General features: G+C 64.1%; 12 protein-coding genes and 2 pseudogenes. 8 read left to right on the forward strand and 6 right to left on the reverse strand.

From position 1 onward, the window contains the following. Positions 1–1,069 (forward strand): annotated as a pseudogene (locus tag A5906_RS43700) (ACT domain-containing protein); the annotation flags it as partial. A 27-nt stretch (positions 1,070–1,096) separates the two neighbouring features. On the opposite strand, the gene A5906_RS02565 reads toward A5906_RS43700, so the two are convergent. Next, positions 1,097–1,627 carry a methylated-DNA--[protein]-cysteine S-methyltransferase gene (locus A5906_RS02565; RefSeq protein ID WP_080133680.1) on the reverse strand — a complete coding sequence of 177 codons (531 nt, stop codon included), beginning with the start codon at positions 1,625–1,627 and terminating at the stop codon, positions 1,097–1,099. A 49-nt stretch (positions 1,628–1,676) separates the two neighbouring features. On the opposite strand from A5906_RS02565, the gene A5906_RS02570 reads away from it, so the two are divergent. The 3 genes and pseudogenes from A5906_RS02570 to A5906_RS02580 form a co-directional block, all read left to right on the forward strand. Continuing rightward, positions 1,677–2,084: a DUF1304 domain-containing protein gene (locus tag A5906_RS02570; protein ID WP_167523469.1), complete on the forward strand. Its 408-nt coding sequence runs from the start codon at positions 1,677–1,679 to the stop codon at positions 2,082–2,084. A 133-nt stretch (positions 2,085–2,217) separates the two neighbouring features. Next, positions 2,218–3,444, forward strand: coding sequence for an ABC transporter substrate-binding protein (locus A5906_RS02575; RefSeq protein WP_080133682.1), 1,227 nt, complete (start codon positions 2,218–2,220; stop codon positions 3,442–3,444). A gap of 101 nt (positions 3,445–3,545) precedes the next feature. Next, positions 3,546–3,779, forward strand: a pseudogene (locus A5906_RS02580) (ABC transporter substrate-binding protein); the annotation flags it as partial. Between the two features lie 177 nt (positions 3,780–3,956). Here A5906_RS02580 and A5906_RS02585 read toward each other — a convergent pair. Continuing rightward, positions 3,957–4,382, reverse strand: a complete 426-nt coding sequence (locus A5906_RS02585; RefSeq protein ID WP_080133683.1) for a DUF1330 domain-containing protein — start codon at positions 4,380–4,382, stop codon at positions 3,957–3,959. Positions 4,383–4,564: 182 nt separating this feature from the next. Here A5906_RS02585 and A5906_RS02590 point away from each other — a divergent pair, with 182 nt between their 5' ends. Both A5906_RS02590 and A5906_RS02595 read left to right on the forward strand, forming a co-directional pair. Further along, a complete protein-coding gene (locus A5906_RS02590; protein ID WP_080133684.1) occupies positions 4,565–6,778 on the forward strand; it encodes a transglycosylase domain-containing protein in 2,214 nt (737 codons plus the stop codon). A gap of 361 nt (positions 6,779–7,139) precedes the next feature. Beyond that, positions 7,140–7,796, forward strand: coding sequence for a hypothetical protein (locus A5906_RS02595; RefSeq protein WP_136614900.1), 657 nt, complete (start codon positions 7,140–7,142; stop codon positions 7,794–7,796). Between the two features lie 197 nt (positions 7,797–7,993). Here the strand turns inward: A5906_RS02595 and A5906_RS02600 are convergent, their stop codons facing one another. From A5906_RS02600 to A5906_RS02615, 4 genes are all read right to left on the reverse strand, one after another. Beyond that, positions 7,994–8,833: a M48 family metallopeptidase gene (locus A5906_RS02600; RefSeq protein WP_080133686.1), complete on the reverse strand. Its 840-nt coding sequence runs from the start codon at positions 8,831–8,833 to the stop codon at positions 7,994–7,996. A gap of 217 nt (positions 8,834–9,050) precedes the next feature. After that, a complete protein-coding gene (locus tag A5906_RS02605) occupies positions 9,051–10,379 on the reverse strand; it encodes a polyhydroxyalkanoate depolymerase (RefSeq protein ID WP_080133687.1) in 1,329 nt (442 codons plus the stop codon). Between the two features lie 121 nt (positions 10,380–10,500). Continuing rightward, positions 10,501–11,319, reverse strand: coding sequence for an ABC transporter permease (locus A5906_RS02610; protein WP_080133688.1), 819 nt, complete (start codon positions 11,317–11,319; stop codon positions 10,501–10,503). 157 nt (positions 11,320–11,476) lie between these two features. After that, the gene (locus tag A5906_RS02615; RefSeq protein ID WP_080133689.1) at positions 11,477–12,280 is read right to left on the reverse strand and encodes an ABC transporter ATP-binding protein; all 804 of its coding nucleotides are present in this window, start codon (positions 12,278–12,280) and stop codon (positions 11,477–11,479) included. A 107-nt stretch (positions 12,281–12,387) separates the two neighbouring features. On the opposite strand from A5906_RS02615, the gene A5906_RS02620 reads away from it, so the two are divergent. Next, positions 12,388–13,710: an ActS/PrrB/RegB family redox-sensitive histidine kinase gene (locus tag A5906_RS02620; protein ID WP_080133690.1), complete on the forward strand. Its 1,323-nt coding sequence runs from the start codon at positions 12,388–12,390 to the stop codon at positions 13,708–13,710. A gap of 103 nt (positions 13,711–13,813) precedes the next feature. Continuing rightward, complete coding sequence (locus A5906_RS02625; protein WP_027563303.1) at positions 13,814–14,368, forward strand: ActR/PrrA/RegA family redox response regulator transcription factor; 555 nt, start codon at positions 13,814–13,816, stop codon at positions 14,366–14,368. Positions 14,369–14,505: the final 137 nt, after the last annotated feature.

Genomic DNA, 14,505 nt, shown 5'->3' on the forward strand with positions numbered 1-14,505 from the left:
CCCCGCCGACACCGAGCTCGTTGCCTGGCTGATCGAGGAGCATCTGACGATGTCCACGGTCGCGCAGTCGCGCGACCTGTCGGATCGCAAGACCATCGAGAATTTTGCCGCCGTGGTGCAGTCGGTCGAGCAGATGAAGCTGCTGACGATCCTCACCACCGCCGACATCCGCGGCGTCGGCCCCGGCGTGTGGAACGGCTGGAAGGCGCAGCTGCTGCGCTCGCTGTACTACGAGACCGAGCCGGTGCTCACCGGCGGCTTCTCGGAAGTCGACCGCGGCAAACGCCTCGCGGCCGCGCATGCCGAATTCCGCATGGCCTTCGCCGAATGGCCGAAGGACGAGCTCGATGCCTATATCGGCCGGCACTATCCGGCCTACTGGCTCAAGGTCGAGCTGCCGCGGAAAATCCGTCACGCCCGCTTCGTCCGTTCCAGCGAGCAGGCCGGCCACAAGCTCGCGATCAATGTCGGCTTCGACGAGGTGCGCGGCGTCACCGAGCTCACGATCTTCGCCGCCGACCATCCCTGGCTGCTGTCGATCATTGCGGGTGCCTGCGCCTCGGCCGGTGCCAACATCGTCGACGCCCAGATCTACACCACGACCGACGGCCGTGCGCTCGACACCATCTCGATCTCCAGGGAATACGACCGCGACGAGGACGAGGGACGGCGCGCCACGCGCATCGGCGAGATGATCGAGGACGTGCTGGAAGGCAAGCTCCGCCTGCCCGAAGTGGTGGCGCGGCGCACCGTGCGCAGCAAGGCAAAGCCCTTCGTGATCGAGCCGGAAGTGACCATCAACAATCAATGGTCGGACCGCTACACCGTGATCGAGGTCTCGGGCCTCGACCGCCCCGGCCTGCTCTACGAGCTGACCACCGCGATCTCGAAGCTCAATCTCAACATCGCCTCGGCCCATGTCGCGACCTTCGGCGAACGCGCCCGCGACGTGTTCTACGTCACCGATCTCCTCGGCGCGCAGATCAACGCGCCGACGCGGCAGTCCGCGATCAAGAGCGCGCTGACCCATGTGATGGCCGGCGACAAGGCGGTTCAGCCGGCGGCGTGAACCCCGCCGTCATTCCGGGGCGAGTCTTCAAACCTCGACACCCTCGTGCCGCAGCAGCCAGCGCTTGCGCTCGAGGCCTCCGCCATATTTCACCAGCGAGCCGTCGGCGCCGATCAGGCGATGGCAGGGCAGCACCACGCTAATGGGGTTGGAGCCGTTGGCATGGCCGACGGCGCGAATGGCTTTTGGCATGCCGATCTTTGCCGCGAGCGTGCCGTAGCTCAGCGTGGTGCCAACGGGGATTTTGGCAAGCGCGGTCCAGACTTTTTGCTGGAACGGCGTGCCGGCGATGCGCCATGCGACGCCTGCAAGCTGGCCGAGATCGCCTTCGAAATAGCTCGACAGCGCAGTCCGCATCCCGGCCGGCGCCGGCTGGTCGGTCAAATCGACAGGACCGTAATGCAGGCGCAGCAGCTCGCGCATGCGATGCTCGTAATCATGCCAGTCGAGCGCCCGTAGATTGCCATCGGCATCGGTGACCAACAGCGCGGTCCCGATCGGCGTCGCGATGCGGTCGAGGCCGAGGCGTTCAGGCATCTTGGTTGATCGAGCGGGCATTGCGGCACCAGGCAATCGAAACACAGCCATCGCACTTGCCATGGCGGCCATGCTAGCGTCCACCCGAAAGCTGACGCTTTTGGGGGAGCTCACTTTGAATCTGATCGCCAATGTCCTGGTGGCGCTGGTCGCCGCACTGCATGCCTACTTCCTCATCCTGGAGATGTTCCTCTGGGACAAGCCGACGGGCTTGAAAGTGTTTCGCAACACGCCTGAGAAGGCCGAGATCACCAAGGTGCTAGCCGCCAATCAGGGCCTCTATAACGGTTTCCTGGTCGCTGGCCTGATCTGGGGCCTCGTTCAAGGCAACCCGGCCTTCGCATTCCAGATCAAGGTGTTCTTCCTGCTCTGCGTGATCGTCGCCGGCGCCTATGGTGCGGCGACCGTCAGCACGCGCATCCTGATCGTGCAGGCAATGCCGGCGGCGTTCGCGTTGGTTGCATTGTTTCTCGCCTGAGACGCTTCGGCGCAGCGCCGCGATCCTTGCGCGGCGGCTGCCCTTCCTCCACAATCTTCGGCAGCGATGGCGACCGTTGCAATCAACGGAAAAGACCATCGGTCGAAAATTCCGTCAGGAGGAACAATCCAACATGAGCAATCGCAGAGTCTTTCTAGCTGCCACGGTGGCGCTTGCCTTCGCGTTCTCCGCCAGCCAGGCACTCGCCCAGAAGAAATACGACACCGGCGCGAGCGACACCGAGATCAAGATCGGCCAGACCGTGCCATTCTCCGGCGCCTACTCGGTCTATGCCAATATCGGCAAGACCCAGGCCGCCTATTTCAAGATGATCAATGACCAGGGCGGCATCAACGGCCGCAAGATCAACCTGATCCAGTATGACGACGCCTATTCACCGCCGAAGACGGTGGAACAGGTGCGCAAGCTGGTCGAAGGCGACGAGGTCCTGTTCACGTTCCAGCTGATCGGCACCGCGGCCAACGCCGCCGTGCAGAAATATCTCAACGGCAAGAAGGTGCCGCAGCTTCTGGCTTCCACGGGCGCGGCGCGCTTCAACGATCCGCAGAACTATCCCTGGACCATCGCCTACAATCCCAACTACGTGTCCGAGGGACGCATCTACGCCAAATACATCCTCAAGGAGCATCCCAACGCCAAGATCGGCGTGCTCTACCAGAACGACGACATGGGGCGCGACTATCTCGCGGGCCTCAAAAGCGGCCTCGGCGACAAGGCCGCCAGCATGATCGTCGGCGAAGTCTCCTACGAGGTCACCGACCCGACGGTCGATTCGCAGGTGGTCAAGCTGAAGTCGATGGGGGTCGACGTGTTCTTCGATGCCTCGACGCCGAAATTCGCGGCACAGGCGATCAAGAAGCTCGCCGACCTCGGCTGGACGCCGGTGCACATCCTCGACATCAATGCGAGCCCGATCTCGGCGACACTGAAGCCGGCCGGCCTCGACATCTCCAAGGGCATCATCTCGACCCAGTACGGCAAAGAGCCGGGTGATCCGCAGTGGAAGGACGATCCGGGCGTGAAGGCCTTCTTCGCCTTCATGGACAAGTATTTCCCGGAGGGCGACAAGCTCAACACCGTCAACACCTATGCCTATTCGGTGGCCGAATTGCTGACGCAGGTGCTGAAGCAATGCGGCGACGACCTCACGCGCGAGAACGTCATGAAGCAGGTCGCCAACATCAAGGGCTATACGCCAAGCCTCGCGTTGCCCGGCATCAAGATCAACACTGGCCCGAACGACTTCCGCGTCAACAAGCAGATGCAGATGATGAAGTTCAACGGCGAACGCTGGGAGCTGTTCGGCCCGATCATCGAGGACACCGGCCCGTCGGGTTAGCGATTGGTAGGTGGGTTAGCCCCGCGGATGCGCAAAGCGCGATCCGCCGGGGCGCAACCCGCCTCTTTATCTTTCGTGGCAACAGAAGCGGTGGGTTATGCCAGCTCCTCGCCCACGTGCTGAAGCAATGCGGTGACGATCTGACGCGCGAGAACGTCATGAAGCAGGCGGCGTCCTCGAAGGACGTCACCAGCGACATCGCCCTGCCCGGCATCAAGGCCAACACCTCGGCGACCGACGACCGCGTCAACAAGCAGCTTCAGATGATGATGTTCAACGGCGAGCGCTGGGAGCTGTTCGGCCCGATCCTCGAGGATGGGGGACCGGCGGGTTAGTTTCTCTCGCGGTCGTTCCGGGGCGATGCGACAGCGTCGAACTATGGTGCAACTGCGCACCTGAGAATCTCGAGGTTCCGGGGTTCGGCTCTTCGAGCCGCCCCGGAATGACTGAGCAAGAGACCGTGGATGGCCGGGTCAAGCCCGGCCATGACAGCGAGATTCCCTCCACGGCAATCAGGTCGGTATCTCCCCGAAATTCTTGCCGACCGGCAGCACCGCGTGCCGGATCAGCCGCGAGTCCTCCACCGCCGCCTGGCGATGTTTCACCGCTTCGCGATAGACGGGATCGCGGATCATCTCGACGAAGGCGGCAACGCTCGGATATTCGGCGATGAAGCAATGGTCCCAGCGCTCGTCCTGCGGACCGATCAGCATCAGCTCGAATTTGCCCTGCCAGACGATGCGGCCGCCGAGACGTTCGAACACCGGGCCGCTTTCGCGGCCATAGGCGGCATAGGCTTCCGCGCCGCTGGCCTTGCGGCCGTCGGGGTAGGCGGCTTGCTTCCGCAAGCGCACCAGGTTGAGCATGTGGATCGGGCCCGGGCGATCGTTCTCCCGGAATTGCGCGAAGATTTCCTTGGTCGGATCGATGTGACCCATGCGTGCTCCCTTCGTGAGTTCCCTCTTGCTATATGCCGGCGATCCTATCCTTGCCGCCCTGCAAGCGGAACTGCGGCGGGCGAATGCCGCATCTCCTAATCGCGCGTTAACGCCGGGGTAACCCGGCCTTAAACAGCGACCGCTAGCGTGCGGCGGGGCGGGCTGACCGGGCGTATTTGCGTATGGCGTGGGGAAAGAAGAAGGGTGGGCGGAAGGAGCCGCTGTTCGGCTTGCCTGCAGCGCTCGCCGAGCTGCGCCTCACGGCCGCGGACCGCATTCCCGGCGGCGAGGACAAGCCGAAGAAATCAACGAAATCATCCGCCAAGCGCAAAGCTGAAGACCCTGACGACGAGCCGCCGCGCGAGCGGAAGGCGCAACCGAGCCGTAGCGGCGCCAAGCGGCGCTCGAAGTCGCGCTTCGGCGCCAGCCTCGGCCGCCTTGTCTACTGGGGCGCGGTGCTGAGCCTGTGGGGCGTCATCGCCGTGATCGGCGTCGTGATTTATGTCGGCGCCCACCTGCCGCCGATCCAGTCGCTGGAAATTCCCAAGCGGCCGCCGACGATCCAGATCGTCGGCATCGACGGCAGCCTGCTGGCCCAACGCGGCGAGATGGCCGGGGCCAATATCGCGCTGAAGGATTTGCCGCCGTATCTGCCAAAGGCGTTCATCGCCATCGAGGATCGCCGCTTCTATTCGCATTTCGGCATCGACCCTGTCGGCATCCTGCGCGCGCTCGTCACCAACGTGCTCCATCGCGGCGTGTCGCAGGGCGGCTCGACCTTGACGCAGCAGCTCGCGAAAAACCTGTTCCTGACCCAGGAGCGCACCATGCAGCGCAAGCTGCAGGAGGTCGAGCTCGCGATCTGGCTGGAGCGCAAGCACTCCAAGGACGAGATCCTGGAGCTCTATCTCAACCGCGTCTATTTCGGCTCCGGCGCCTACGGCGTCGAGGCCGCCGCGCAGAAGTATTTCGGCAAGTCGGCGCGGAACGTCACCGTCGCTGAGGCCGCGATGCTCGCCGGCCTCGTCAAATCGCCCTCGCGCCTTGCGCCCAACCGCAACCCCGAGGGCGCCGAAGCGCGCGCGCAGATCGTGCTCACGGCGATGGCGGATGCGAAGTTCATCACCGAAGCGCAGGCGCAGGCCTCGATCGGCCACCCCTCCTACAATGTGAAGCCGGCCGGCGCCGGCACGGTCAACTACGTCGCCGACTGGATCGGCGAGGTGCTGGACGATCTGGTCGGACAGATCGACGAGAGCATCAAGGTCGAGACCACGATCGATCCGAAGCTGCAGGGCGTGGCGGAAGCCGCCATCATCGACGAGCTCGCGGCCAAGAGCGTGAAGTTCAATGTCAGCCAGGGTGCGCTGGTGGCGATGACGCCCGACGGCGCCGTGCGCGCCATGGTCGGCGGGCGGAACTATTCCGAGAGCCAGTACAACCGCGCGGTCACCGCCAGGCGCCAGCCGGGCTCCTCATTCAAGCCGTTCGTGTACCTGACCGCACTCGAGCAGGGGTTGACGCCCGACACGGTGCGCCAGGACGCACCGATCGAGGTCAAGGGCTGGAAGCCCGAGAACTACACCCACGAATATTTCGGCGCGGTGACGCTGACGCAGGCGCTCGCCATGTCGCTCAACACGGTGGCGATCCGCCTTGGCCTCGAGGTCGGGCCGAAGAACGTGGTGCGCACCGCGCACCGGCTCGGCATCTCCTCCAAGCTCGAGCCCAACGCCTCGATCGCGCTCGGCACCTCCGAAGTCTCGGTGGTCGAGCTGGTCGGTGCCTATGCGCCGTTCGCCAATGGCGGCTTTGCGGTGGCCCCGCACGTTGTCACGCGGATCCGGACGCTCGGCGGCAAGCTGCTTTACATGCGCCAGCCCGAGGAGCGGAATCCGGTCATCGACCCCCGCTATGTCGGCATGATGAATGCGATGATGCGGGAGACGCTGATTTCAGGCACCGCCAAGAAGGCGGAGATCCCCGGCTGGCCGGCGGCCGGCAAGACCGGGACCAGCCAGGATTACCGCGACGCCTGGTTCATCGGCTACACCGCCAACCTCGTCACCGGCGTCTGGCTCGGCAATGACGACAACTCACCGACCAAGAAGGCCACCGGCGGCGGCCTGCCCGTGGAAGTCTGGTCGCGCTTCATGAAGACGGCGCACGAGGGCGTGCCGGTGGCGAACTTACCGAGCTCACCGGGCGGCTGGGGCCTGTCGAACCTCGCGCAGGCGGCCTCGCAGGTGTCGCCGCCGGCTGCGCCAGCGACCGGACCGGCACCGGCGAGCAACGGCGGCTATCGCCCGCCGCCCACGCGCGCCAATGCGCGGCCGGAGGCCGCGGCCGGGCTCGATGGCTGGCTGATGGACCGGCTATTTGGCGGGAACCGCTAGCTTCGGTTCGAGGCTTCCGTGGCCCCAAAACAAAAACTGCGAAAACAACCCCATGCACAGTAGAACGCGACGTCAGGCGTGACGTTGGGTTGATCGTTCGAAGCGCTTGATGCGATGGGACGAATCAGGCGGCCGGCGCAATCGTCGCGGCGTCCGACAAGAAGCGCGCGAAATGCTGCCTCGCTCTCCGCTGTCATCGCCCGCGCATATCGTGCCACCGCTTCGGCAAGTCCTGCCTAGCGCGGCAAGATCGGCCGGGGCCAGCAGCTCGCTGAATGCAAAAACACCAGTCTCTTCAAGCTCCCGTCGGCGGCCCGGGTTTTGCTCTCCTAGGTTGAGTGAGTCACCGGGGGAACGTTCCATGATTTCAGGTGTATCCAGCGCGGCGCTGCCGCATCTGCGGCCCGCATCGATGTCCACTTCAGATGCGAAACCGGCTCTCCAGCCAGTGGTAGAGGATACGACCCAAGCCGAGACAAGCGGCTTCCGGATTGACGTCTCCCAAGTCAAGCCGCTGACTGCCAAGCCGATATCAGCGGCGGATGATCCCGTCCTGCGCGACCTCATGGCAACGCACTGGCTAATCGCCCACGAGACGAATGCACCCCAAGATGTCGTCGCCGACAATGCACCGCAAAACATTTATGCTCAGGTCAAAGTCGACGGCAAAGTGGTGGCCACTCTGTACAATGCCGGGTCCTCGGCGATGACCAATCAAGCGGCCGCCAAGATCGGCAGGCTCGAGGACCCTCCAGGTCTCAGCGGACCTGACCTGGCGCAGTGGCGGGCCGACAATTACGCGAGGCTGCTCGGCGGCACCGTCGAGAAGGCACCTACCGCAATCACGCAATCACAATGGACACCGCGTGAGAGCAGCTCCACGACCTATAGCCGCGAGCAACTCGACGCCGCGTTCCAGGCGATGCTGGCCGAGGGGCAAAGGGCGACCGCGCAGCAGCAGGCGTCGTATGCGGCCTCACGCGCGCAAGCGGGGACAAGTGCGGATTTCAGTGCGTGAGTGTGGAGACGATCTCTTGCTCCAGCCTCAGTGTCGTCCCGGCGAAGGCCGGACCCATACCGCATGATCTATCGATCGCGGAAAGAAGGCCTGCCGAACAACTGGCCTTCGCCAAACTTCTCCCTGCGGCTATGGGTCCCGGTCTTCGCCGGGACGACGAAAGAAAGTCGGCCGCCCGCACACAAAACGAGCGAGGCCTAATCCTCGACCCCATACCGGTGCAGGTCGTTGCCATGTGTATCGAGCCACTTCTTGGCGCGTTCCATCGACGGGCAGACCTTGCCGCACACCCGCCAGAACCTCGCCGAATGGTTCATCTCGACGAGATGGGCGACCTCGTGCGCGGCGAGGTAGTCGAGCACGAAGGGCGGCGCGAGGATCAGGCGCCAGGAGAACGACAGCGAACCGGCCGAGGTGCAGGAGCCCCAGCGGCTGGACTGGTCGCGGATCGACAGGCGCTTGACGCGGACGCCGAGTTCGGCGGCATAGGCCTCCGCCGAGCGCTGCAGGTCGCGGCGCGCCTCGCGCTTGAGGAAATCGCTGACGCGGCGATCGACATGTTCGACCCCGCCGGCGACGCAGAGAATGCGCTCGCCGCTGTCGCGCGTCTCGGTCCACACCGTGCCACGCTGACCGGCACGATGGACGATGCGATGGGGCGTGCCGCGAAGCGGTATCACCGTGCCAGGCTGGAACGGCGCAGCCTTCGGGAGCCGGCCGAGACGTGCCGCGATCCAGGCGCCGTGACGCGTCGCGAAGTCTTTTGCCTCGGCCAGCGTGCCGCGCGGCGGCATGGTGAGGATGGCTTCGCGATCACTCGGATGAATTCGGAGCGTGTAACGACGGGCTCGGCGGTGTCTTCGCAAGCGAATCGCAAAGAATTGCGATCCATGGGTGATGACGAGGGTCTTCGGTTCGTGGGGCCGCCGATAAAGGAGTGCGCGAGTGGCCATGTCTGTCAGTCCGGGGGGCAGGAGTTCGCCCGGATTCTGCCATAACCACCGCCAGGGAAAGCGCTCGGCGCAAAAACAAATCATTTGCCCAATATACAGGGGTCTGGCGTCCGGGAGACCCTACAGACTGGGGTTGGAACCGGCTTTTTTCGCCCCCGCTGAACGCATGCGACACCCCCAAGGGGTGAGGGCGGACTCACTCCTATAGCGCTACCTAAATACCGCGAATCTGGAGGGAACTTGCCCCTGCCGGACGCTCCGACAGGGGCGGAAATTTCGACGGGAAAGCCGAAATTCAGGATTATTCGGCTGCGAGAGCCTGCAAGCTCTTGGGATTCGCGGCCGAGACCATGAAGTCATGAATCCGCGGCACGATCTCCGACTTGAAACGCGATCCGTTGAAGACGCCGTAATGTCCGACGCCCTTCTGGACGTAATGAACGCGGCGATGATCGGGGATCGAGCTGCACAGACCGTGCGTCGCTTCGGTCTGACCGAGACCGGAGATGTCGTCGTTCTCGCCTTCGACCGTCATCAGCGCGACGCGCGTGACCTTGGAAGGATCGACAAGGGTTCCACGATGGGTCATCTCGCCCTTCGGCAGCGAGTGCTTCACGAACACGGTGTCGACGGTCTGCAGGTAATACTCTGCCGAGAGATCCATCACCGCGAGATATTCGTCATAGAAGTCGCGATGCTTGTCGACGAGGTCGCCATCGCCCTTCACCAGATTGGCGAACAGCTGCTTGTGGGCGTCCATGTGCCGGTCGAGATTCATGCTGATGAAGCCGTTCAGCTGCAAAAATCCCGGATAGACGTCGCGCATCATGCCCGGATGCGGGAACGGCACCTTGGTGATGACATGGTTGCGGAACCAGTCGATGCCGCGCTCCTGGGCGAGGTTGTTCACCGCGGTCGGATTGCGGCGGGTGTCGATCGGGCCGCCCATCAGCGTCATCGAGGTCGGCACGAACGGATCGCGCCGCGCTTCCATCACCGAGACGGCGGCGACGACGGGCACTGAGGGCTGGCACACCGCCATCACATGGGTGTTGCCGCCGAGGACGTGCAGCATCTCGATGATGTAGTCGATGTAGTCGTCGAGATCGAAGCGGCCTTCGCTGAGCGGCACCATGCGGGCATCGGCCCAGTCGGTGATGTAGACCTCATGCGCCGGCAGGAAGGCCTCGACCGTGCCGCGCAGCAGCGTCGCGTAATGGCCGGACATCGGCGCCACGATCAGCACGCGCGGCTGCGGGCTGCGCAGCGGGCGGGTAAACTTGCGATCGAAGTAGAGCAGCCGGCAGAACGGCTTTTCCCAGACCGAACGGATCTCGACGGGGACGCGGAGGCCGTTGACCTCGGTGTCGTCGAGGCCCCATTCCGGCTTGCCGTAGCGGCGCGTGGTGCGTTCGAACAATTCGCAGGCCGCGGCGACCGACTTGCCGACCTCGGTACGGGCCCAGGGATTGAGGGGATTCTGAAACAGCAGCTTCGTCGCGTCGGTGACTGCACGGGCCGGATTGAGAGAGGCGTGGGCCATCTCGTACATCCAGTACATCGGCGTCGTCAGGACCGGACTGCCTTCTGCAGCCAGGGGCGGGGCGCCGCCAAACTCACCAATAGGCATCGCTAGTATCCTCTTCGCATCGCAGCATACTGCCGAATGCGTAATATTGCGTCAATGCATGGTTCCGTACATCTACGGAACGGAGGCGGCTAAATCAGCCTGAATCCACGAGAAAGTGACGTTATTCACCGGCCGAAAGCAGTGAGCCGTGCTTTTTGGCGCTGCGCAAAAGGGCAAGGAATGCCCAAAAAGAAGCAACCAGAAGTACAGCATTGATGGCCAACGCCTCCAGCATCAGATCGATCCTGAAGCTGTTCTCGCTCAGCAGCGCGCGCATTCCCTCGAACACATAGGTCGGCGGCAGCGCCCAGGCGACATATTGCAGCCAGACCGGCAGCACGCTGACGGGATAGTAGATGCAGGCGAGCGGCATGATCGCGAACATCAAGGTCCAGACGATGCTCTCGGCGCCAAGACCGTGCCGCAGCACCAGCCCCGAAACGAAGATGCCGACCGACCAGCTGGTGAAGATCAGATTGCAGAAGAAGGCGATCAGCGGCAGGCCGAGCGCATAGACGTTGAAGTGAAACAGGAACAGTGCGAGCAGCGTCATCGGGACGATGCCGATGGCGAGCCGGATCAGGCTCATGACCGTCAGCGACAACAGAAACTCGATGGGCTTCAAGGGGCTCATCATGAGGTTACCGAGGTTGCGCGCCCACATCTCTTCCAGAAACGAGATGGAGAAGCCGAGCTGGCCGCGGAACAGGATGTCCCAGAGGATGACGGCACCGATCAGGGTGCCGCCGGCGCGCGCGAAGAAGCTGGCATTTTGCGCGATGTAATACTGGATGAAGCCCCAGGTGATGACCTGCAGCGCCGGCCAGTACAAGAGCTCGAGGAGCCGCGGCCAGGACGACAACAGCAGGTACCAGTAGCGCAGGATCATCGCGCCGATGCGGTGGATGGAGATGCCGCGGTGGAGGGAGAGCTCGGTCATGGCGCCCTTCCGCACATGGATAGAAATGCCGCGCACGGTCCATCCAAGACGTCATTGCGAGGAGCCCTTGCGACGAAGCAATCCAGAGTCCTTCCGCGGAACGATTCTGGATTGCTTCGCTTCGCTCGCAATGACGAAAGGAGCACCCGTTTCTCCCTCATCTTGCCGCCTCCTTCGCACCGTTCACCCGGCCGCGGGCGACGTCCAGAAACACCTCCTCCAGCGTGGTGCGGTTGTAGCGGGCCATGATCGCTTCCGGCGTGTCGTCGTCCTCGATGCGGCCGCGCTTCATGATGATGACGCGATCGCAGAGCCGCTCGACCTCGAGCATGTTGTGCGAGGCGAGAAGGATGGTGGCGTTGTTGTCGCGGCGGTACCGTTCCAGGTGACCTCGCACCCAATCGGCGGTGTCGGGGTCGAGCGAGGCGGTCGGTTCATCCAGCAAAAGCAGCTCGGGCTGGTTGATCAGCGCTTTCGCCAGTGCGACGCGGGTCTTCTGTCCCGCGGAGAGCTTCCCGTTGGCGCGGTCGATGAAATCGCTGAGGTCGAGATCGTCGGCGAGCTTCGCAATGCGGTCCGCGAGATGATTCACCGCATAGAGCTTGCCGAAGATGGTGAGGTTCTGCCGCACCGTGAGCCGCATCGGCATGTCGACATAGGGGCTCTCGAAATTCATCCGCCCCAGCACCGCAGCGCTCTCCTCGGGCATGCGATGCCCGAGCACCTCGACGCGACCGGACGTCGGCAGCACCAGACCCATGATCATCGCGATGGTCGTGGTCTTGCCGGCGCCGTTGCCGCCCAGTAGGCCGGTGATGCTGCCGCGCGGCAGCGAAAAGGAGATATCGTCGACAGCAAGAGTCTGCTTGTAGACCTTGACGAGGTGCTCGACCGCGATCGCCGCGGAGGAAACGTGCTCCGCGACAGTCGGCCGACTTGAAGCCTTGTCATTCTCGGTCATGCTGGGCCGTTCTTCTGCTATTGCAGCCGATAGCGCAAGGCTTGTAATCGGAGTGGTTCCGCAGGCCCAGCGTTTGTGATCGAGAAGGCACCGCCACATTGGCCGATATGACCGAAATTGCCGCTTCCGACTTTCGCCCCGCGCAGCGGCATATCCGCCTCGACACCATCCTGCGGCTGCGCTGGCTCGCCGTGCTGGGCCAGCTCGCCGCGATCTTCATCGTGGCGCAGGGGCTGGAGTTCAACGTCGAGATCGTCCCCTGCGTCAGCATCATCGCACTGTCGGCCGCGCTGAATCTCGGCCTGCAGACCGTTGCCAATCCGATGCGGCGGCTGGAGCCGATGCAGGCGGCCGGCCTGCTGGCGCTGAACATCGTGGAGCTGGCGGGGCTGTTGTTCTTCACCGGAGGCCTGCAGAACCCGTTCTCGTTCCTGTTTCTCGCGCCCGTGCTGATCTCCGCGACGGCGCTGCCGGCCCGCTTCACCTTCGGCCTCGGCCTGCTCGCTGTCGCCTGCGCCTCGGTGCTGTTCTTCTTCCACCTGCCGCTGCCCTGGGATTCCGACGATCCGCTGGTGCTGCCGCCGATCTATCTGGTCGGGGTCTGGCTCTCGATCGTGCTCGCCATCGGCGTCACCAGCCTCTACTCGTTCCAGGTGACCGAGGAGGCACGCAAGCTCGCGGACGCGCTGGCCGCGACCGAGCTGGTGCTGACGCGCGAGCAGCACCTGACCCAGCTCGACGGCCTTGCCGCTGCGGCCGCGCACGAGCTTGGCACACCGCTCGCGACCATTTTCCTGATCTCGCGCGAGCTGGAAAAGACGGTGAAGGATCCGGGCTTTGCCGCCGACCTGAAGACGCTGCGCGAGCAGACCCAGCGCTGCCGCGACATCCTCAGCAAGATCACCCAGCTGTCTTCCACCGGCGCACCGTTCGACCGCATGAAGCTGTCGGAGCTGATCGAGGAGGTGGTGGCCCCGCACCGCGATTTCGGCGTCGAGATCAAGGTGCGGATCGCGGTGGCCGCGGTCGCCGAGCCGGTCGGCTCGCGCAACCCGGCGATCCTCTACGGCGTCGGCAACATCGTCGAGAACGCCGTCGATTTCGCCCATACCACTGTCGAGGTGAACGCCTGGTGGAACAAGGACACGATCGAGCTGCTGATTTCCGATGACGGCCCGGGCATTCCGCCCGATATCCTCAACCGGATCGGCGAGCCCTATCTGTCGCGGCGGCGTACCCTGGATGACGGCGGTGGCGAACGGCGCGGCCTCGGCCTCGGCGTGTTCATCGCGCGCACCCTGCTCGAACGCACCGGCGCCAAGGTCTCGTTTACCAACCGGATCTTTCCGGAACACGGCGCGGTGGTCCAGATCACGTGGCCGCGAGACCGTTTTGAGGCTATCGAGACGGTCGAAGAAACAATAGGATAGACCGCGACCTTGCGTCGCACGCGAGGCCCGATCGACCATTGGCGGCCTTGGCGCCGCCCGATTGCGGCGCCATATGTAGATGTGCAGGAGAGAGGACAAAACCTTGAACGCCATCGCCGAACTGAATGAACAGGCCGACCGCTCACTTCTCATCGTGGAGGACGACAAGCCGTTTCTGGAGCGCTTGTCGCGCGCGATGGAGACCCGCGGCTTTGCGGTGACGTCGTGCGACACCGTCTCGGACGGCCTTGCGCAGATCGGCAAGGCAGCGCCAGCATTCGCGGTCGTCGACTTGCGGCTCGGTGACGGCAACGGCCTCGACGTCGTCTCGGCGCTGAAGAAGAAGCGTCCGGATGCACGCGCGATCGTGCTGACCGGCTATGGCAACATCGCCACCGCCGTGACCGCGGTGAAGATGGGCGCGATCGATTATCTATCGAAGCCCGCGGATGCCGACGACGTGGTCGCCGCGCTGCTCTCAACCAGCGCGGAGAAATCCGAGCTGCCGACCAACCCGATGTCGGCCGACCGCGTGCGCTGGGAGCACATCCAGCGCATCTACGAGATGTGCAACCGCAACGTCTCGGAAACGGCGCGCCGGCTCAACATGCACCGCCGCACGCTGCAGCGCATTTTGGCGAAGCGCGCGCCGAGGTAACGGTGTCGTAGGGCGGCCGCGTGCCCCGGACGCTGCGCAGCACGAAGTAATGCGTTGCGGCGCCGGCGCCCATGCCTCAGCTTGAATCGCCGCTTTCCGGGTCCCGGCTCTGCGCAGCAGCGCGGCGTTGCAGGCGC

The sequence above is a fragment of the Bradyrhizobium sacchari genome, assembly GCF_002068095.1.
In the GTDB taxonomy this organism is placed as follows: Bacteria; Pseudomonadota; Alphaproteobacteria; order Rhizobiales; family Xanthobacteraceae; genus Bradyrhizobium; species Bradyrhizobium sacchari.

Bases quoted from the DNA above. Each gene is read 5' to 3' on its own strand.
- A5906_RS02565 (WP_080133680.1), bottom strand. From the start codon at position 1,627: ATGCCCGCTCGATCAACCAAGATGCCTGAACGCCTCGGCCTCGACCGC.
- A5906_RS02570 (WP_167523469.1), top strand. From the start codon at position 1,677: ATGCTAGCGTCCACCCGAAAGCTGACGCTTTTGGGGGAGCTCACTTTG.
- A5906_RS02575 (WP_080133682.1), top strand. From the start codon at position 2,218: ATGAGCAATCGCAGAGTCTTTCTAGCTGCCACGGTGGCGCTTGCCTTC.
- A5906_RS02585 (WP_080133683.1), bottom strand. From the start codon at position 4,382: ATGGGTCACATCGATCCGACCAAGGAAATCTTCGCGCAATTCCGGGAG.
- A5906_RS02590 (WP_080133684.1), top strand. From the start codon at position 4,565: ATGGCGTGGGGAAAGAAGAAGGGTGGGCGGAAGGAGCCGCTGTTCGGC.
- A5906_RS02595 (WP_136614900.1), top strand. From the start codon at position 7,140: ATGATTTCAGGTGTATCCAGCGCGGCGCTGCCGCATCTGCGGCCCGCA.
- A5906_RS02600 (WP_080133686.1), bottom strand. From the start codon at position 8,833: ATGATTTGTTTTTGCGCCGAGCGCTTTCCCTGGCGGTGGTTATGGCAG.
- A5906_RS02605 (WP_080133687.1), bottom strand. From the start codon at position 10,379: ATGCCTATTGGTGAGTTTGGCGGCGCCCCGCCCCTGGCTGCAGAAGGC.
- A5906_RS02610 (WP_080133688.1), bottom strand. From the start codon at position 11,319: ATGACCGAGCTCTCCCTCCACCGCGGCATCTCCATCCACCGCATCGGC.
- A5906_RS02615 (WP_080133689.1), bottom strand. From the start codon at position 12,280: ATGACCGAGAATGACAAGGCTTCAAGTCGGCCGACTGTCGCGGAGCAC.
- A5906_RS02620 (WP_080133690.1), top strand. From the start codon at position 12,388: ATGACCGAAATTGCCGCTTCCGACTTTCGCCCCGCGCAGCGGCATATC.